Origin of the sequence: Pseudoflavonifractor sp. 524-17, from assembly GCF_009935845.1 — a bacterium.
In the GTDB taxonomy this organism is placed as follows: Bacteria; Bacillota; Clostridia; order Oscillospirales; family Oscillospiraceae; genus Pseudoflavonifractor_A.
In genome coordinates, this window is sequence record NZ_QWEK01000012.1 from 39,578 (window position 1) to 57,211 (window position 17,634).

At 60.7% G+C, this 17,634-nt stretch carries 17 protein-coding genes; 5 read left to right on the top strand and 12 right to left on the bottom strand.

Going from position 1 to position 17,634, the window contains the following annotated elements:
- Nucleotide 1: 1 nt before the first annotated feature.
- The 4 genes from D1159_RS04200 to D1159_RS04215 all read right to left on the bottom strand — a co-directional run bounded on the left by D1159_RS04200 (nt 2) and on the right by D1159_RS04215 (nt 3,856).
- Nucleotides 2-958 (bottom strand): ribose-phosphate pyrophosphokinase, encoded by a 957-nt coding sequence (locus tag D1159_RS04200; protein WP_161844449.1) that lies wholly within the window; start codon nt 956-958, stop codon nt 2-4.
- A 48-nt stretch (nt 959-1,006) separates the two neighbouring features.
- Complete coding sequence (locus D1159_RS04205; protein WP_161844450.1) at nt 1,007-2,209, bottom strand: DapH/DapD/GlmU-related protein; 1,203 nt, start codon at nt 2,207-2,209, stop codon at nt 1,007-1,009.
- Nucleotides 2,210-2,436: 227 nt separating this feature from the next.
- Nucleotides 2,437-2,925: an HD domain-containing protein gene (locus D1159_RS04210; RefSeq protein ID WP_161844451.1), complete on the bottom strand. Its 489-nt coding sequence runs from the start codon at nt 2,923-2,925 to the stop codon at nt 2,437-2,439.
- Nucleotides 2,926-3,352: 427 nt separating this feature from the next.
- The gene (locus D1159_RS04215) at nt 3,353-3,856 is read right to left on the bottom strand and encodes a hypothetical protein (RefSeq protein ID WP_161844452.1); all 504 of its coding nucleotides are present in this window, start codon (nt 3,854-3,856) and stop codon (nt 3,353-3,355) included.
- Between the two features lie 1,122 nt (nt 3,857-4,978).
- Here D1159_RS04215 and D1159_RS04220 point away from each other — a divergent pair.
- The 3 genes from D1159_RS04220 to D1159_RS04230 are packed head-to-tail and all read left to right on the top strand — an operon-like array spanning nt 4,979 to nt 8,119.
- Nucleotides 4,979-5,365, top strand: coding sequence for a GntR family transcriptional regulator (locus D1159_RS04220; RefSeq protein WP_161844453.1), 387 nt, complete (start codon nt 4,979-4,981; stop codon nt 5,363-5,365).
- Nucleotides 5,362-6,264 (top strand): ABC transporter ATP-binding protein, encoded by a 903-nt coding sequence (locus D1159_RS04225; RefSeq protein WP_161844454.1) that lies wholly within the window; start codon nt 5,362-5,364, stop codon nt 6,262-6,264. The genes D1159_RS04220 and D1159_RS04225 overlap by 4 nt, the downstream gene beginning before the upstream one ends.
- A complete protein-coding gene (locus D1159_RS04230; protein ID WP_161844455.1) occupies nt 6,239-8,119 on the top strand; it encodes an ABC transporter permease in 1,881 nt (626 codons plus the stop codon). Before D1159_RS04225 ends, D1159_RS04230 begins: the two co-directional genes overlap by 26 nt.
- A gap of 65 nt (nt 8,120-8,184) precedes the next feature.
- Here D1159_RS04230 and lepA read toward each other — a convergent pair whose 3' ends face one another.
- Nucleotides 8,185-9,993, bottom strand: a complete 1,809-nt coding sequence (gene lepA, locus D1159_RS04235; RefSeq protein ID WP_161844456.1) for a translation elongation factor 4 — start codon at nt 9,991-9,993, stop codon at nt 8,185-8,187.
- A 95-nt stretch (nt 9,994-10,088) separates the two neighbouring features.
- A complete protein-coding gene (locus tag D1159_RS04240; RefSeq protein ID WP_161844457.1) occupies nt 10,089-10,790 on the bottom strand; it encodes a helix-turn-helix transcriptional regulator in 702 nt (233 codons plus the stop codon).
- A 325-nt stretch (nt 10,791-11,115) separates the two neighbouring features.
- On the opposite strand from D1159_RS04240, the gene pta reads away from it, so the two are divergent.
- Nucleotides 11,116-12,093, top strand: a complete 978-nt coding sequence (gene pta / locus D1159_RS04245; protein ID WP_202620922.1) for a phosphate acetyltransferase — start codon at nt 11,116-11,118, stop codon at nt 12,091-12,093.
- A 72-nt stretch (nt 12,094-12,165) separates the two neighbouring features.
- Here pta and D1159_RS04250 read toward each other — a convergent pair whose 3' ends face one another.
- The gene (locus D1159_RS04250; protein WP_161844458.1) at nt 12,166-12,492 is read right to left on the bottom strand and encodes a hypothetical protein; all 327 of its coding nucleotides are present in this window, start codon (nt 12,490-12,492) and stop codon (nt 12,166-12,168) included.
- A 326-nt stretch (nt 12,493-12,818) separates the two neighbouring features.
- On the opposite strand from D1159_RS04250, the gene D1159_RS04255 reads away from it, so the two are divergent.
- Entirely contained in the window at nt 12,819-14,255 is a 1,437-nt protein-coding gene (locus D1159_RS04255; protein ID WP_161844459.1) for an FxLYD domain-containing protein, read from the top strand.
- A gap of 66 nt (nt 14,256-14,321) precedes the next feature.
- On the opposite strand, the gene jag is transcribed toward D1159_RS04255, so the two are convergent.
- From jag to rpmH, 5 genes are all read right to left on the bottom strand, one after another.
- Nucleotides 14,322-15,119: an RNA-binding cell elongation regulator Jag/EloR gene (jag, locus tag D1159_RS04260; RefSeq protein WP_161844460.1), complete on the bottom strand. Its 798-nt coding sequence runs from the start codon at nt 15,117-15,119 to the stop codon at nt 14,322-14,324.
- Between the two features lie 6 nt (nt 15,120-15,125).
- Nucleotides 15,126-16,463 carry a YidC/Oxa1 family membrane protein insertase gene (locus tag D1159_RS04265; RefSeq protein WP_161844461.1) on the bottom strand — a complete coding sequence of 446 codons (1,338 nt, stop codon included), beginning with the start codon at nt 16,461-16,463 and terminating at the stop codon, nt 15,126-15,128.
- 76 nt (nt 16,464-16,539) lie between these two features.
- On the bottom strand, nt 16,540-16,758 hold the full coding sequence (gene yidD / locus D1159_RS04270) for a membrane protein insertion efficiency factor YidD (RefSeq protein ID WP_161844462.1): 219 nt from the start codon (nt 16,756-16,758) through the stop codon (nt 16,540-16,542).
- On the bottom strand, nt 16,755-17,099 hold the full coding sequence (gene rnpA, locus D1159_RS04275) for a ribonuclease P protein component (RefSeq protein ID WP_161844463.1): 345 nt from the start codon (nt 17,097-17,099) through the stop codon (nt 16,755-16,757). Before rnpA ends, yidD begins: the two co-directional genes overlap by 4 nt.
- A gap of 116 nt (nt 17,100-17,215) precedes the next feature.
- On the bottom strand, nt 17,216-17,350 hold the full coding sequence (rpmH, locus tag D1159_RS04280; protein WP_087261554.1) for a 50S ribosomal protein L34: 135 nt from the start codon (nt 17,348-17,350) through the stop codon (nt 17,216-17,218).
- Nucleotides 17,351-17,634: the final 284 nt, after the last annotated feature.

The following is a 17,634-nucleotide window of genomic DNA, read 5'->3' on the forward strand; positions in this document are numbered from 1 at the left end:
CTTATAGGAAGAGCTTGGAGACCGAAATCTCCTCATAAATGCGGTCAATGGCCTCGGCGAACATGGGGGCCACCGAGAGGTATTTGATCTTGTCGCAGGGGGCGCCGTGGGCGGGGATGGTGTTGAGGAAGAGCACCTCATCCAGCACGCTGTCCTGAATCCGCTGCACCGCGGGGCCGGAGAGCACCCCGTGGGACGCGCAGGCGGCCACAGACTTGGCCCCGCCGATCTCCACCAGGGCCTTGGCCGCGTGGCACAGGGAGCCGCCGGTGTCCACCATGTCGTCCAGCAGAATAACCCGCTTGTCTTTTACGTCGCCGATGATATTCATCACCTCGGAGGAGTTGGCCTTCTGGCGGCGCTTATCCACGATGGCCAGGGGCATATCCAGCTTCTGGGCAAAGGCCCGGGCCCGGGCCACGGAGCCCACATCGGGGGAGACCACCATGACCTCGCCGTGGCAGTCCTGATATTTTTCCATAAAGTGCCGCACAAAGATGGGGGAGCCCAGCAGATTGTCCACGGGGATGTCGAAGAAGCCCTGGATCTGGTTGGCGTGCAGGTCCATGGTCAGCACCCGGTCGGCGCCGGCCCGGGTGATCAGGTTGGCCACCAGCTTGGCGGAAATGGGGTCGCGGGGCTTGGTCTTGCGGTCCTGGCGGGCGTAGCCGAAATAGGGAATGACGGCGGTGATCCGCCCGGCGGAGGCCCGCTTCATGGCGTCGATCATGATGAGCAGCTCCATCAGATTGTCGTTGACAGGGCTGCATGTGGATTGGATGACGAATACGTCGGAGCCGCGCACCGTCTCGTAAATGGAGACGTATTTCTCCCCGTCGGAGAAGGTGCCTACCTCCGCGTTGCCCAGGGGGGTGCCGATCACATTGCAGATATCCAGGGCCAGGGCCTTGTTGGAGCTTCCGCAAAAGATCTTGATATCCTTTCCATGCGCTATCATTTCTATCAAACATCCTCTCATATTTTGAGCCTGCTCACGGGGGGCAGGCTATTTCCTGCGGCTGCGGCGTTTGGCCGCCCACTGCTTTTTCACCACCTGCACGCTGCGGGCGATGGCCAGAGAGTCGGGGGGCACATCGTCGGTAATGGTGGAGCCGGCGGCGGTATAGGCCCCGTCGCCGATTTTCACCGGGGCCACCAGGTTGGTGTTGCAGCCGATGAAGGCGTTGTCCCCGATGGTGGTGCGGAACTTGGCCAGGCCGTCATAGTTCACCGTAACGGTGCCGCAGCCGAAGTTCACCCCGCCGCCCACGTCGGAGTCCCCCACGTAGGTGAGGTGGGAGATCTTGGTTCCGTCCCCGATGGTGGAGTTCTTCAGCTCTACGAAGTCCCCCACCTTTACGTCCCGGCCTACCTTGCAGTTGGGCCGCACGTAGGCGAAGGGTCCGATTTTGGCGCCGGCGCGGATTGTGCTCTCATTGAGCTGGGAGGCGTTGACCACCACCCGGTCCCCCACGGTGCAGTCCCGAATCACGGTATGAGGCCCGATCTCGCACCCCTCGCCGATGACCGTGTTCCCTTTGAGAATCGTGCCTGGCAGGAGGAGCGTCCCCTCGCCCACGGTGACGCAGGGGCCTACGTAGGTATTCTGTGGGTCGAGGAAGCGCACGCCGCCGCTGCGCAGGCGCTGGACAGAGAAGGTCTTGGCCTGGGTCTGGAGTTCCCCAAAGAGGCTGAACTCGTCCACCCAAAAAAAGCACTCCTCATAGGGCCGGCAGTGGGCGGACAGGACCTCCTGGATGCCGCCCCCGTCCTGGAGGGCCTGCCGGCCGGCGGGGGTGAACTCATACACGCCGTGACACTGGGGGGCTGTCCGCTCCAGCCGGTGGGCGCGGCGATCCTCCGGGGGGAGCTCCGTCTGGCCGCAGCGCAGCCGGGGCAGGGCGCCCCAGGGCAGAAATACCGGCTGGGTGATGGCCGCTACCCGCTCATTCTGCTCCAGGAAGGTCAGCAGCCGCTCCCGGGCGTCCTCGGTTCCGGTGGTGATGAACTCCGTCCCCTTGGGGAAGCAGGCGGCGGCGCCCTCCCGGTCGTCCTGGTGGCAGACCACTAGAAAACGGGAGAACCCGGCCTCTTCCAGCGCCTTGGACAGCCACAGCGCCGCCGGATCGAAGAGGATATCCTCCAGCATCAGGGTACGCCGGTTCCCCTCCCGGGGAAGAAATAGAACTGCGCCCGCGGTTTCCGTCATAAGCGCTCACCCTCCTTTTTAAGTACACTATATTTTTCGCAAGGGAATTATATCAAACACGCAGAGGAAATGCACCATCTATTCCCGCAAACCCCCTCTTTTTCGCACTTATCAGACAGATGCACAATGACCGGCCCGTTTTCTCCGCTGGAACCTAGAAAACATGACCATTCCGGCGGACTAAAAAGGAGGACCCGCCGGGGTCCTCCTCGCTTCCTCACTGTGTATCAGGCTGAAACCAGCTGGCGCATCCGCATGGCGCGCCAGATCTGCGTAACCTCCGCCGTGGCACAGAATTTGTCCGCCAGGTTGACCACCGCAGCTTCTTTGCTCCGGGGGCGCCGCTTGGCCAGGGGCCACATATGGGAGATGATGATGTTTTCCTCCTTGGAGGAGAGGGTGCCGCACAGGGCGCGGGCGTTGCGCACCGCGGCCACCGGATGGTCAAAGCACTGGTTGCCGGGGTGGGTGCCCGGCTCCCGGGCGTTGTACAGGTAGAGATCGTGCAGCAGGCCGCACCGGGCCGCCGTACGGTAATCCAGCCCCCAGCGCCGGGCCAGACGGAAGGCCACGTAGGCCACAAAAACCGAGTGCTCGTAGCAGTTGCAGCCAGGGTGGTGGGGAATGTCCCGCATCGACAGCACCTGGGCGCTGCCGATCAGATCGGCCACGCAGCGCAGGAAGCTGCTCCAATTTGCCTCGTCAAGAAAAACCATGGGAATGCACCCCTTATTCCATATTCCAGATTTGGTATTTTGAGCGCGGTCCGGCCCGGATGGGGGAGGGCTCACACTTATTATAAATCCTTCCCCCGCGTTTGTCATGTCGTTTTGTGAAATTTTATTATTTTCCAGGGGGATGGGCCCCGGGGCGCCCCCGCGGGGGGATTTTTCCGCCCTCCGGGCGGGCCCCTGCGGGGGGATTTGCCCTCGCCGGGCGGGCCGCCTGCGCGGCGGACGCCAGGGCCCAAGGGGGGTTGACCCCCTTGGGGAACCCCCATACGATAGGACCACCCGGCGCACCGCGCCGGATGACTGCCATACCGATGTGTAAGTCTGGCAGGCGACGTGATTTCAGCGGGAAGTCTCCCGCCCGTCTCAGTTTTCTGTGCCGGGCCTCCCTGGTCGGCCCGGGGGTGGGGGGTCAGCTCTGAATTACCTGAATCAGACTGCTCATGTCCTCCAGCCAAAGGGAATCCACCCGGCCGTCCTCTGACAAAGTAAGCTGGCCGGCCTGGACGGCGGTGCCGATCTCCGCTCCGTCCCGGCTCACCGACAGGGTAACGGAGAAATTGACCGTGTCTCCCTCCTGCCCGTCAACAGAATACGCCGTAGGCGTTACGGTGCAGTCCCCCTCCGCCGCCAGCTCGTCCAGACGGTAGACATACCGGTTGCTGGTCAGGCTGTACAGCCCTCTGTCCGTACACAGCGCGGAAAAGGGCTCCAGATATGCCTCCAGACCGGCTTCGCCTGTCCCCGCGGATTGAAATTTCTCCCACCGTCCGTCCTGGTTCGTGGTAAACAGAGCCCGCACCAATTCCTCTCCCGGCACGGCCTCCGCTTTCGGGGCGCAGCCCCCCGCAAACAGAAGCAGGGCACATAGGAACGGAAGGAACCATTTACACTTGGTTGGATAAATCTTACTCATAATCTCCTCCTGCACCAAAGATATAAAAAGGAAAGCGTCCGGGTAGATTCGTGAACGCTTTCCTTTCTCAATTTACATGGTAATTCAGAAATCATCAAAAATTTCTGAATTTGCTAGGAAACTATTGATAAAGTCAATTTTTAAAATAGGACTTTGTCAATACCTCATCTCCAATTGGAATTAAAAAACCTGAAGCCAGGCAGAGTGTTGCTATTATAATCTGCTCCCCACTCTTCCGCATTCATATAAACCTGCTCTAAGGGACCTAGTTTATAGGAGCAAGCATAACCTGCCCATTTGCCAACTGCAACCCCTGGATCAAGAGTTACATCACCTTCTGTAACCATAACATAATTACAGTTTTCACATTGCCAGGCACAGCCATGTCCAATATATGTCTCACCATTAACATAGGCAGTTCCTAACCAATGCGACCTCATCACATGATATGGTCTACTGCCGCAGACGGTCTCGTAGCGCGGTGTTGCTGCAAAACTTGGCACCAAGCTAGAGGCAGTAAGAGTTATTGCAGCCGTTAATAAAGTTTGAATGATGCACCACCTCGCCTTTGATTATATTGGACCCGATTATATCCTACAATATTTTCATGTGTTTGTCAATAAAAATGATATTGATATTTTCGATAAATTCGGAAGATAATATTCAGTTATATTTACAATCAGTATTATCTATTAATAAACATTATAGAATTAGTCTGAATATCTGGAAACATATTCACAAAAATTTCCCAGGGCCGACTCAGGAGGCCCGGCACTTCTATTGTAACGTAAGTACAAGGCCTTAGCTGGGGCTGCGTTATCTGCCAGACTGGCAAAACGGCATGGCAGAAATCCGGCGCTATGCGCCGGGTGGGCCCCCGTATGGGGGAGTCCAGAGGGGGGTCAACCCCCCTCTGGCCCTTTGGGTCCAGGGTCCTTTCGGGAAAGGGCCCTGGCGCCCGCCGCGCAGGCGGCCCGTGCGGCGAGCACAAATCCCCCGCAGGGGTCCCCTGCCAAAATGTCATAAAATCGTAAGTTTCCCCCCCTTGTATTCCGCGGATCCCTCCCATATACTAACTGTACTAATACACTTCATACAGTAAATCAGAAAGGGGAGATCAGGATGATCCGTCTGGACTACCGGGACGCCCGCCCCATCTATGAGCAGGTGAAGGACGGCCTGCGCCATCTGGTGGTGGCCGGGGCCATCCAGCCGGGGGATAAGCTGCCCTCCGTGCGGGCGCTGGCCTCTTCGCTGGCCATCAACCCCAACACCATCCAGCGGGCCTACGAGGCCCTGGAGGCGGAGGGTTACCTCCATGCGGTGGCGGGGAAGGGGTGCTTCGCGGCCTCCCGGGAGGGCATTGACAGGCAGCGGTGTTCCGGCCTGCTGGAGCAGTTTGACCAGACCGCCGCGGAGCTTTTGTTCCTGGGCATGACGGTGCAGGAGCTGGCCCAGCGGCTGCATACCGCCGCCCGGACCGGCAGCGGAGAGGAGGAGACGCCATGATCGCGGCAAAGCATGTTATCAAAACCTTTGACGGCTTCCGCGCCCTGGACGGCCTGACCATGGAGGCGCCCAAAGGGTCCATTTACGGCCTGGTGGGGCCAAACGGGGCGGGGAAGTCCACCATTCTGCGGCATATCACCGGCGTCTACCGGCCCGACCAGGGGGAGGTGCTGGTGGACGGCCAGGAGGTATATGAAAATCCGGCGGTGAAAGCCCGGATCGCCTCTATTCCAGACGAGCTGTACGCCTTCCTGTCCGCCTCCACCCGGGATATGATGAAATTTTACCGGGGCTTCTACCCCCGCTTCGACGCAAAGCGGTACCAGGCTTTGAAGGAGATCTTTCCCACTGTGGATGAGAAAACCCCCATCCGCCGGCTGTCCAAGGGGATGCAGAAGCAGAGCGCCTTCTGGCTGGCCCTGTGCTGCCGGCCCGACGTGCTGGTGCTGGATGAGCCGGTGGACGGCCTGGATCCGGTGATGCGGCGGCAGGTATGGTCTCTGCTCATGGGGGACGTGACGGAATACAATACCACGGTATTGGTGTCCTCCCACAACCTGCGGGAGCTGGAGGACGTGTGCGATCATGTGGGCATTCTCTCCCACGGAAAGGTGCTGATCCAGCGATCTCTCAGCGATCTTCAGGAAAACATTGTCAAAATGCAGATTGTCTTTCAGGAGCGGGAGCTGCCTGCGCTGCCGGAGGATATGGAAGTCCTCCACGTATCCCAGGTGGGGCGCATCCACACCCTGATCATCCGGGGGCAGGCCGACGAGGTCACCAACCGCCTGGCGGTGTACGCCCCCATTCTGATGGAGGCCCTGCCCCTCACGCTGGAGGAGATCTTTATTTATGAACTGGGAGGGGAAGACTATGCGGTCCGAGACATTGTCCTCTAAGCCCTGCCGTGTGTGCGGCTGGTTTAATTTTACGCTGTTTCAAAAGAATCTGACCCGGTTCTGGCCTGTCTGGACCCTGTACAGTGTGCTATGGTTTCTCATTCTGCCCACCAATTTTCTCACCAGCCGGGACCGTATCATCCGCCATGAGGGAGCGGCCTACTACCGGGAAGCTGTCATCGATCTGATTCCCAGCGGCATCTTTCTGTCCCTCTTTTTCGGCGTGCTGGCGGCTATGGCGGTGTTCTCCTATCTGTATAACAGCCGCGCCGCCGGGATGATGCACGCTCTGCCCATCCGGCGGGAGGGCCTTTTCCTCACCAACTACCTGTCCGGGCTGTGCTTCTTCCTTCTGCCCATCGGGGCAGTGGCTGTGCTCACTCTGCTGGTTCAGGTGTACATCGGGGTGGGGCTGGATCTCACCGCTCTGTTCCTGTGGACCTGGTGCCAGGCGATGTTCAGCCTCTTTTTCTACTCCTTCGCCGTGTTCTGCGCCATGTTTACCGGAAACATCGTGGCTCTGCCGGTGTTTTACGGCGTTCTGAACGCTCTGGCCTACGGGCTGTACCTCCTCTTCAGCGCCATGGCGGATCTGTTCCTCTTCGGCTACTACGGGGGGACCATAGGAATGGACCACCTGATCGTCTGGCTTACCCCGGTCATCCGCCTGGGGCGCACCGTGGGGAGCTCCGGCGCGCCGGACTACCGGCTTACCGGACTGCTGTCCATCTTTGTATACGCCCTGGCGGGGGTGGTGCTGGCCGCCCTCTCCGCCGCGCTGTACCACCGCCGGCACATCGAGACCGCCGGGGACGTGGTGGCGGTGAGCTGGGTAAAGCCCATCTTCAAGTACGGGGTGGCCTTCTGCTCCGCTGTGGCCCTGGGCACCTTTTTCTGGAGCCTGTTTTTCCTTGCGTCCACCAACAGCGCGTGGCCCCTGCTGCTCTTCATGCTGTTCACCGGCGTTTGGGGCTATTTTGTGGCGGAAATGCTCATGCGCAAGAGCTTCCGGGTCTTCCGGAAGAGCTGGCCGGGGGGCGCGGCCTTCGCCCTGGTGCTGGTGCTGGCCGCCGGCGCGATGGAATTCGACCTCACCGGCTTTGAGAGCCGGGTGCCCCAGGCCAGCCAGGTGGCGGAGGTAACGCTTGAAAGCTACTCGCTCAGCCCCCTGGACAGCGGGGGTTATGGCTGCTACCGCCTCAACCGACCGGAGGACATCGCCCGGGTGGCCGCCCTCCATCAGGCCGTCGTGCGCAGCAAGGCGGACCTGCCGGACGAGCAGGGGGCCTACGCGTCATGGATCCCGTCCGCCGCCTACCCCAACTGGGATATACAGATCAGCGGGACCCAGCATCTCCGGCTGACCTATCTGCTCAAGGGGGGCGGCACTTTGATACGGCAGTACTGGATTCCCGTGGACGAGGACCTGCTTAAAAACGAGGCCTCCCCCGCGGCCCAGCTCGACCGGCTGATCAACGACCCAGAGCAGATCCTTTTCCAGTATTTTGCCTCCAATGGCTGCCAGGAGGGCGACCCGCTGCTCAGCGCCGAGCTGTCCACCCTGGATGGGCCCGCTGTTATCCCCACCGATTTGCTGGAGGAGCTGCTGGACGCCATCCAGTCCGACCTGGCCGAAGGCCGGCTGGGCCGGCACTACCTGCTGGACAGCGAGGAGCGGTATACCAACTGCTACTTTAACGACATCACCCTCCACTTTGCCGCCGCCGGAGCTGACAGGCGCTACGACTACACCGTCACCATCACCGTCCAGTCCACCGCCGGCGCCACCCTCAAGGTGCTGGAGCAGGCGGGGCTCACCGAAACGCTGGTGACCAAGGGGGACAGCATGTGGTAGCGGCCCCGCCGGCAGACACAGCGTTAAGACGCGGCCCGTTTCCGGGCCGCGTCCTTCTATTTCTCTTATTCTTCGTCCAGCTTGAGCACGGCCATAAACGCCTCGGTGGGGAGCTGGACCGTACCCAGGGAGCGCATTTTCTTTTTGCCCTCCTTCTGCTTCTCCAGCAGCTTTTTCTTCCGGGTGATGTCGCCGCCGTAGCACTTGGCCAGCACGTCCTTGCGCATGGCCCGGACCGTCTCCCGGGCGATGACCTTCCCGCCGATGGCGGCCTGGACCGGCACCTCGAAGAGCTGGCGGGGAATGTTGTCCTTCAGCTTTTCGCAGATCCGCCGCGCCCGCTTATAGGCCTTCTCCTTGTGGGCGATAAAGCTCAGGGCGTCCACCTGGTCCCCATTGAGGAGCATATCCACCTTCACCAGCTCGCTGGGGCGGTAGCCCTCCACCTCGTAGTCCAGAGAGGCGTACCCCTTGGTATTGGCCTTGAGGGCGTCAAAAAAGTCGTAGATAATTTCATTCAGGGGCATGGAGTAGTGCAGCTCCACCAGATTGGTGTCCAGGTACTGCATATCCTTGAACTCCCCCCGGCGGTCCTGGCACATGGGCATGATATTGCCCACGTAGTCCGGGGGGGCGATAATGGACACCTTGGCGAAGGGCTCCCTGGCCTCCTCGATGACGGCGGGGTCGGGGTAGTTGTGGGGGTTGTCCACCTGTACCATGGTCCCGTCGGTCTTGGTGATCTCATAGATGACGGAGGGGAGGGTGGTGACCAAATCCAGGTCAAACTCCCGCTCCAGCCGCTCCTGGATGATCTCCATGTGGAGCATCCCCAGGAAGCCGCAGCGGAAGCCGAAGCCCAGGGCCACGGAGGACTCGGGCTCAAAGGACAGGGAAGCGTCGTTGAGCTGGAGCTTTTCCAGGGCGTCCCGCAGGTCGGGGTACTTGGAGCCGTCCTCGGTGTACACGCCGCAGTACACCATGGCCTGGGCGGGGCGGTAGCCGGGGAGGGGCGCTGCGGCGGGGCGCTGCGTGCCGGTGATGGTGTCTCCCACCCGGGTGTCCTTCACGTTCTTGATGGAAGCGGTGAAGTAGCCCACCTCCCCGGCGGAGAGACACTCGCAGGGCTCCAGCCCCAGGGGGCGCAGATAGCCGCACTCCAGCACCTGATAGGCGGCGCCGGAGGCCATCAGCTTTACCTCCATGCCCGTCTTCAAAGTGCCCTCCATTACCCGGAAGTAGACGATTACCCCCCGGTAGGCATCATACTGGCTGTCGAATACCAGGGCCTTCAGGGGGGCCTCCGGGTCGCCGCTGGGGGCGGGGATGTTCTGCACAATGTCCTCCAGCACCGCGTCGATGTTCTGCCCCGCCTTGGCGGAGATCTCCGGCGCGTCCATGGCGGGCAGGCCGATGACGTCCTCAATCTCCTGCTTCACCCGCGCCGGGTCGGCGGCTGGCAGGTCGATTTTGTTCACCACCGGCCGGATCTCCAGATCGTGCTCCAGGGCCAGGTAGGTGTTGGCCAGGGTCTGGGCCTCAATGCCCTGGGCGGCGTCCACCACCAGCACCGCCCCCTCGCAGGCGGCCAGGCTGCGGGAGACTTCATAGTTGAAATCCACATGGCCCGGGGTGTCGATGAGATTCAGGACATACTCCGACCCGTCCTGGGCCCGGTAGTTCAGCTTGACCGCCCGGGCCTTGATGGTGATGCCCCGCTCCCGCTCCAGGTCCATGTTGTCCAGCAGCTGGCTGGACATCTCCCGGGCGGCCACCGCGTTGCACTTCTCAATCAGCCGGTCGGACAGGGTGGATTTCCCGTGGTCAATGTGGGCGATAATCGAAAAATTACGGATTTTAGATGGATCAAACATGGCTGCAACCTCCGCAAATAAACTCTATCTGTCTCAGAATCTGTATTCACAGCCGCCGGCGGCTGTCCAGCATTTTCCCGCGCTGAATAAGGCGCTTACTTTTGATTCTTCCGAAATTCTGTATAGGCCGCGATGCGGCTGCCGGTATTATGGATGATTTGGAGCAGGGACTGATAGGTTCCGGGGTAATTTTCCATTAAAGCGTCGTGATTCATCAGGGGGAAGGATCCCTTTTTCTTCCGGTGCTCCTCCAGGGATTCCGCGTAGGCGGACTGGGCGCAGATCAGCTCGGACTGGGCCACGCCGGAGGAGAAGGACACGGCGGAGGCAGCGAAAAAATCCTCGTTCTGGCTGCCGTCCGCCCGGTAGAGCTGTCGGAAAAGGGTGTACACCGCCGTGGACAGCACATCCGCCGCCCCCTTGATCGCCCCCTTGCACCCCGTCTTTCCCAGAAGGTCGAAAAGCACGCTTACCGAATTTACCAGCAATTTTTTATTCAGCGTGGCCACAATACTCCCATGGAGCACATTGTCCTTTTCCGTGGAGTAGTCGTACAGCTCCTCCGGCGAGACAATGGTGGACCCGTCCTTGGTCAGGGTGCGTCCCAAAAGGAAGTCGGCAGACACATTGTAGAAATCACAGGCCCTGGTGACAAAGGCCAGTCCCGGCTCCCGGGCGCCGTTTTCATAATGGGAGAGCAGCGCCTGACTGATGCCCAGCTCCTTGGCCGCCGCCCGCTGGGAGATTCCCTTCTCCTGGCGCAGCAGGGACAGGCAGCGGGAAAAGTCGGAATGCATCACAAAAACCACCTCACAAACAGTTCTAAAACGAAATTTTCCATAGAATCCTGTCTTTTCTCATCCAAAAAACAGCGTGTATTAGTATAACTTAGTGAATACAAAAAGTAAAGTACAAAATCCGGATAAATTTTCCCATTGACCATTGTGAAATCTGTCCCGGCTGGTGTATAATAGTACTTGATATTCAGAATCTGTATTCACAAGGGCCGCACACTGTCCGGCCGGGTCTTTTTCCGCCCCGCGGCGGCAAAATCCAGCATTTCCAGGATATCAATACAGATTCTTATCCATAATATTTTTTTATTTTTGGAGGCAGATAGATATGTTTGGTAAACTCATCGCAAAGCTGAAGGCAGATCCCAAAAAGATTGTCTTCACTGAGGGCACGGACCCCCGTATTCTGGAGGCCAGCGCCCGTCTGCTGGCCGGTACCTGGCTGACCCCGGTGCTGGTAGGCAAGGATGCGGAGATCTGGGCCGCCGCGGAGGAGGCCGGCTTCAACATCCGGGGGGCCACCATTGTGGATCCCGAAACCTATCCCCGGATGGAGGAGATGGTGGCCAGGATGGTGGAGCTGCGCAAGGGCAAAATGTCTGAGGAGCAGGTCCGCGCCGCCCTGAAGCAGGGCAATTATTTCGGCACCATGCTGGTGAAGCTGGGGGAGGCGGACGCCCTGCTGGGCGGCGCCACCTACTCCACGGCGGACACGGTGCGCCCCGCCCTCCAGCTCATCAAGACAAAGCCGGGGAACAAGATTGTCTCCTCCTGCTTTATCATGGTCCGCCCCTACGCCACCGGCGGCAACGAGGTGCTGGTCATGGCCGACTGTGCCATCAACATCAAGCCCAGCGCGGACGACCTGGTGGAGATCGCCAAGGAATCCGCGGAGTGCGGCCGTATCTTCGGCGTGGACCCCCAGATCGCCATGCTGTCCTACTCCACGCTGGGCTCCGGCGCCGGCGAGGATGTGGACAAGATGCGGGAAGCTACGGAGAAGCTCCGCGCCGCCGCGCCCAGCCTCCCGGTGGAGGGCGAGATCCAGTTCGACGCCGCCGTCTCCCCCAACGTGGCCCGCACCAAGTGCAAAAACTCCGCCGTGGCCGGCCACGCCAATACCTTTATCTTCCCCGACATCAACGCCGGCAACATCGGCTACAAGATCGCCCAGCGCCTGGGCAATTTCGACGCCTACGGCCCCATTCTCCTGGGCCTGAACGCCCCCATCAACGACCTGTCCCGGGGCTGCAACGCCCAGGAGGTCTACTCCATGGCCATCATCACCGCGGCCCTGGCCGACTGATTTCGACATTAGAATGATAATAAACGGGGCGATCCAAAGCGGATCGCCCCGTTTGTCTGCCTCCCGGGACCGCTACAGCACCCCAAAAAAGGCCAGAACAATCCCCGCCATGCCGGCAATCACCGCCAGCGCCGCGCACAGGTCCGCCGCCATGGCCCACCGCTGCCGGCGGGCCATGGGCACCTCCTCCGGCTGGTTTTCCACAGCTTCCAGCTCCTGTGAGGAAAACTCTGCCGGGCGATAGTCCGCCAGATCCACAATCCTGCCTCCCCGACAGGGGGACGGCTCCCGCCGGGAGACCCGGGTGTAGCACACCGCGCCGCCGCTGGCCTGCTGCTCCTCCTCTCCGGCCATAACCGTCACATAGCTGGCGTCCAGGCTGAGATACATTGTCTCCATAGACCAACATCCTCCCTGATTCGGATTTCCCTTGGATTCTGCCTCTATTTTAATCTGTCTTCTGTCCGATAAATAGGACTGCTTCTCTGTTTTCTCTATCTATTAGACTCCTGGGAGATCCCTTTTGTTCCCCAAACCTTTATAGAACTTTTGTTTGATCTCAATTATACAACAGATGTTCGATTTCCGCAAGGCAGAAAACCGCGGGAATCCTGGATTTTCTGACCCGGCCGGCGGCGGGTTCTGATACAGTCTCCCAGTATTGTTTCGGTGGAAAAACTGTGCTATACTGGATCAAATATGAGAAGAGAGAAGGAGGACACACTATGTTCTGTCCCAAATGCGGCGCGCAGGCCCCGGAGGACGCGGCCTTCTGCCAGAAGTGCGGCGCCAAGCTCCAGTCCGGCGGCCCCCCGCAGCCAGAATCCGCACCGGTCCCCACCGTCAGAAGGCGCCAGCCCGGCGATCCGCCGGCGGACCAGCCCAAGAAAAAATCCAAAGCGCCCCTGTTTCTTGTGCTGGGGATTGTCCTGCTTGTTGTGGTAGCCGCGGTGATCCTCTTCTCCTCCGGCGGAGGGGACATTGACTGCATCGCCACTGTCAAGGCCCACAAGCCCTTTGCCGTCAGCCAGGACCTGCCCTATACCTACGGGGAGGTGTTTGACCAATACCTTCCCGGCGCCAAGTGGGAGGTCCGGGAGGCCGGGGACACCCGCTATGTGGACATCTCCGGCACGGGGAAGGGGGTCGGCCTGGAGCTTTCCTTCACCGTGGCGGTAACGGCGGATAAGGACGACCCAGACCGGGCCTCCATCGTGCCCAAAACCGCCGTTGTGGACGGGGAGAAGGCCCCCACGGAAAACGACGCAGTGGAGTTTCTGCTGGCCCTCTTCGCCTATTATGACACCGGGGCCGGGGATCTGTCCAAATTTGCGGAATTCATCGACGGCCCGGACGGCCCCGGCGTGGGCACTGACGTGCCATCCGGCGGGGCGGGGGCGTCCGGCGGGGGAGAATCCGCCGATGTCACCGACACCGTGCTCTTCCGGGGCGTCCCCATCGACGATATTCTGGGGGCCCCGGCGGAGGACATCGTCGCCGCCTGGGGCGAGCCGGAGGAGCGGGACGAGTGGACCCTGATCTATGACGGATACCAGCTCATCTTCTCTTTGGACGTGGAGGGAGACGTCTCCTATTTCTCCAGCGCCAAGCCGGAGGATTTCACCCTCAACGGCAATTCCTTCTATCAGGCCTACGAGGATGTGTCCGCCCTCTTTGGGGCGGACCCGGACTCCTCCTATCTTGCGGGGGACGGTGTGGAGATGATCTGGTATTACGGCGGAAATCTCATCACCCTTCAGCTGGCCGGGGAGACCGACATCTGGACCACCCAGACCGTCTTTATCTCCACAGGGGAACCTATGGGGTATGAGGATGATTATGAGGATTACGAGGAAGAGGGCGGCGTGGGTGATTTTCTGCCTGACCTGCCTGACGGCTTCGTCTGGGTGGAGGAGCCCTATGTCACCACGGACGATTTCGGCTTCCAGACTATCCACGGGGCGGTGCAGAATATCTCCGCCGCTGACCATGAGAACCTGCGCGTTACCTTCAGCCTGTATGACAGCGAGGGCTACCGGATGGACGATGTCAACGACTATCTGGACGGCCTGGGCAGCGGGGAAAAGTGGAAATTCTCCGCCACCTCCTACGCCGGCACCTTCGCCTCCTATGAGTTCTCCGAGCTGAGCTATCGGAGCTGATCACAAAAACCCCCCACGTCTGCCTGCCATTCCGGCGCGCAGACGCGGGGGGTCTTCTGTTTGAAGCTACCGGTGCTCTCCCCGGCTGTAGGCCACCACGGTACGGCGGTTGGGCTCGGTGCCCACGGAGTAGGTACTTACGTCGGGATACTCCTGGAGAGCGGTATGGATCACGTGGCGCTCATAGGCGTTCATGGGCTCCAACGTCACGTTGCGGCGGTACTTGACCACCTTTCCCGCCACCTTGCGGGCCAGCCGCTCCAGCGATTCCTCCCGCTTGGCCCGGTAGTGCTCCGCGTCCACATGGATCCGCACCCGCTTGCTCAGACCCCGGTTCACCGTGTAGACGCACAGCTGCTGAATGGCGTCCAATGTCTCTCCCCGGCGGCCGATGAGCGCGCCCAGGTGCTCTCCCACCAGCTCTGCCTGATAGTTGCCCTTCTCGTCCAGGCGGATCACCGGGGAAGCGTCCGCCCCCATATGGGCCAGCAGTCCGGTGAGAAACTCCTCAATCCGGGCGGCCACGGGATCCCCGCTGAGCTCCGGCGGGGAGACAGGGGGTTCCTCCCTTTTTTCCGCCGGGGGCGCGGCCTTGGGGGCGGGCTTTTCCGCCGGGGTCTGGACGGGCTCCTGCCTGGGGGCGGCGGGCCTGGCCTGGGGCGCAGGGGGAGCGGGGGCCGGCTCGTCAGGGGCCTCGTAGGTCACTTTTACCTTTGCCGGACAGCTGCCAATGCCCAGAAAGCCGGATTTGGCCCGCTCCAGCAGCTCTACAGATACATCGTCCCGGTCAAGACCCAGCTGGGCCAGCGCCGCCTCAATGGCGGCCTCTTCCGTCTTGCCGGTGCTTTCAATCCACTTCAGCATCGGTCATCACTCCTTGCGGTCTTCTTCTTGGACCGGCTCCGCCTCCGGGGCCGGCGCCTGGGCTTCCTCCCGCTCCACCTCGGCGGCCGGGGCGGGGGCGGCGTCTCCGCCCGGGGTGGGGATGATCACGGTCTCTTTCTTCTCCTGAACCTCTCCCTCGCCGGACTCCTTTTTCTTCCGGCCCTTCTCCGGCTCCGGCTTGGGCAGGGTGTCCGGGTCGGTGTAGGGGGTGGGGCCGTCCGGGCTGAAGCGGTTGGGGTCGTAAGCCCGGCCCCGGGCATAGGACCGCATTCCGATTCCGCTCACCGCGATGACGGCGCTGTCCCCCTTGCTGTCCTTCTCCAGGGCGCTGAGCAGCTCCTTTTTCTTCTTGCCCTTGGCGCTCTTGGCCTCCTCGATCCGGCGGGCGCGCTCCTCGGCGGCCTGCCGGCGGCGCTCCTTCTCCTCTTCCTTCTCCAGGCGCTCCTGCTCCGCCTGGCGGGCGGCGGCCTCCTCATAGTCCTTCTTCAGCATTTTGCCGCTGATGAGCTCCTGCACAATGGAGAACAGGTTCTGCACAATCCAGTACAGACACAGGGCGGCCGGCATGGTAAATCCGATCCACAGGGAGATCAGGGGGGAGATGATAAGCATGGTCTTCATGCTGGAGCTGTTGGCGGTCTCCGCCGCCTGCTTGTTGACGGCGTTGGTCTTCTGGGAGACCATGGAGAACAGCACACTGCTGGCCGCGGAGACAATGGGCAGCAGGAACAGGGCAAACCCCCCGTCAATGGTCCAGAACTTCAGATCAGGGATGCGGGACAGATCAAAAATCCCCAGAAAATCAAAGTTGATGGGGAAGATATGGGCGCCCGCTCCGGCCGCGGCCTGGGCGGCCCCCACATTTTCCGCGGTGATCCGGGCGGCCAGCAGCAGCTGGTCATAGCCCTGGTTGGTAAAGGTACTGCCCCAGCCCAGGGCCTGGGCAACGGCGTCCAGATTGCCGGCGCTGACGTTCATCAGATAGATCAGCGGCTCGCGGATGATAGCGTAAAGGGGGAGCAGGATGAACAGGGGGAGCATGGTCCACAAACAGCCGGACATAGGGTTGACCTGCTCCCGCTCGTAGAGCTTCTGCACCTCTTCATTATACCGCTCTTTGTCCTTGCCGTACTGCTTTTGCAACCGCTGCATCTTGGTGGACAGCAGATTCATCTGAATCATCCCCTTCTTGCCCTTGAGCTGGAAGGGGAAGAGAATCAGCTTTACCACAATGGCAAACAGGATCAGGGCCAGGCCATAGCTGTTGGTCATGCTGTAAAACGTGTTCAGCACCCATACAAAGGGGGTCAGGAGTAGTTTCATTTGATTGCCTCCAAAGTGAAATAGGAAACTTGGAATCCGCTTCCGGGCCGCCGGGGGAGATCAGGGGCCGAGGCCCTCATGGCACAGGGTCGTACTGGATGGACTTCTGCCGGTGGAAGGGGTGGCATTTGGACAGCCGGCGCAGGGCCAGCCAGCCCCCCTTCCACGCGCCGTATTTCTCCACCGCCTCCCTGGCGTAGGCCGAGCAGGTGGGGATAAACCGGCAGCAGGGGGGCCGGGCGGGGGAGATATACCTCTGATACAGGCCGATGAGCCGCAGCAGAAAACCCGTCATCCCTCTTTCACCAGCAGTCCCAGCTTGTCCAGGGTTTTGAGCAGGGCCCGCTCGATCTCCCCGTACCGGGAAAAGGCGCAGCGCACCCGCGCCACCACCACAATGTCATACCCCCGGCGGATCTCCCCCTCGTGCAGGCGGTAGGCCTCCCGAATGCGGCGGCGGGTCCGGTTGCGCACCACCGCCTTGCCCACCTTGGTACCCACGGTCAGGCCCAGACGGTTATACCCCAGCCTGTTGCGCCGGCAGTACACCGCCACACAGGGCGAAACCGCCGACTTTCCCTTGCTGTAAAGCCGGCGAAACTCGTGGTTTAATTTCAGTGAGACAGCAGACGTCAACGAAGGCCCCTCTCTTCCTGTCCATTATGCTATGCAGGGGCGGTGGGATGAACTCCCCCGCCCCTATCCAGACGCTGTGCAGTTTTCTCCCGGGAACGCCGCCGGTCTATCCTCAATCAGTGGGACAGACGGGCGCGGCCCTTGGCGCGGCGCCGCGCCAGCACTTTCCTGCCGTTGGCAGTGGCCATGCGCTTACGGAATCCATGCACTTTGGAGCGCTGACGCTTCTTGGGCTGATAGGTACGAACCATTTCCGGTACACCTCCTGTACACTCATTCTGGCAGGTTTTTCACCTGCCCGCCACAACGGCCCGGAGGGCCGCGGTCGTCACATTGAAAAAACGCTGCGCTGCATCCGGCAGACAGCCATGATGTAATGTGTATTATAGACCATACGGAAAAGCCCTGTCAACCTTATTTTTTGTTCTTTTTCTCCCGTCTTTTCCCCTCTTTCGCCCCATTCCTTCCCCACCGGCCGCAAAAACCCGTCCAAGAACCCGCCCAGTCTATTTTTAATTAAGGTATTCAAAGGTTT

Excerpts from the sequence above, each read along its gene's own strand:
- D1159_RS04250 (WP_161844458.1), bottom strand. The coding sequence starts at position 12,492 with ATGGAGACAATGTATCTCAGCCTGGACGCCAGCTATGTGACGGTTATG.
- D1159_RS04240 (WP_161844457.1), bottom strand. The coding sequence starts at position 10,790 with ATGCATTCCGACTTTTCCCGCTGCCTGTCCCTGCTGCGCCAGGAGAAG.
- D1159_RS04220 (WP_161844453.1), top strand. The coding sequence starts at position 4,979 with ATGATCCGTCTGGACTACCGGGACGCCCGCCCCATCTATGAGCAGGTG.
- D1159_RS04230 (WP_161844455.1), top strand. The coding sequence starts at position 6,239 with ATGCGGTCCGAGACATTGTCCTCTAAGCCCTGCCGTGTGTGCGGCTGG.
- yidD (WP_161844462.1), bottom strand. The coding sequence starts at position 16,758 with ATGACGGGTTTTCTGCTGCGGCTCATCGGCCTGTATCAGAGGTATATC.
- D1159_RS04210 (WP_161844451.1), bottom strand. The coding sequence starts at position 2,925 with ATGGTTTTTCTTGACGAGGCAAATTGGAGCAGCTTCCTGCGCTGCGTG.
- D1159_RS04205 (WP_161844450.1), bottom strand. The coding sequence starts at position 2,209 with ATGACGGAAACCGCGGGCGCAGTTCTATTTCTTCCCCGGGAGGGGAAC.
- D1159_RS04225 (WP_161844454.1), top strand. The coding sequence starts at position 5,362 with ATGATCGCGGCAAAGCATGTTATCAAAACCTTTGACGGCTTCCGCGCC.
- rpmH (WP_087261554.1), bottom strand. The coding sequence starts at position 17,350 with ATGGTTCGTACCTATCAGCCCAAGAAGCGTCAGCGCTCCAAAGTGCAT.
- D1159_RS04255 (WP_161844459.1), top strand. The coding sequence starts at position 12,819 with ATGTTCTGTCCCAAATGCGGCGCGCAGGCCCCGGAGGACGCGGCCTTC.
- jag (WP_161844460.1), bottom strand. The coding sequence starts at position 15,119 with ATGCTGAAGTGGATTGAAAGCACCGGCAAGACGGAAGAGGCCGCCATT.
- D1159_RS04200 (WP_161844449.1), bottom strand. The coding sequence starts at position 958 with ATGATAGCGCATGGAAAGGATATCAAGATCTTTTGCGGAAGCTCCAAC.
- pta (WP_202620922.1), top strand. The coding sequence starts at position 11,116 with ATGTTTGGTAAACTCATCGCAAAGCTGAAGGCAGATCCCAAAAAGATT.
- lepA (WP_161844456.1), bottom strand. The coding sequence starts at position 9,993 with ATGTTTGATCCATCTAAAATCCGTAATTTTTCGATTATCGCCCACATT.
- D1159_RS04215 (WP_161844452.1), bottom strand. The coding sequence starts at position 3,856 with ATGAGTAAGATTTATCCAACCAAGTGTAAATGGTTCCTTCCGTTCCTA.
- D1159_RS04265 (WP_161844461.1), bottom strand. The coding sequence starts at position 16,463 with ATGAAACTACTCCTGACCCCCTTTGTATGGGTGCTGAACACGTTTTAC.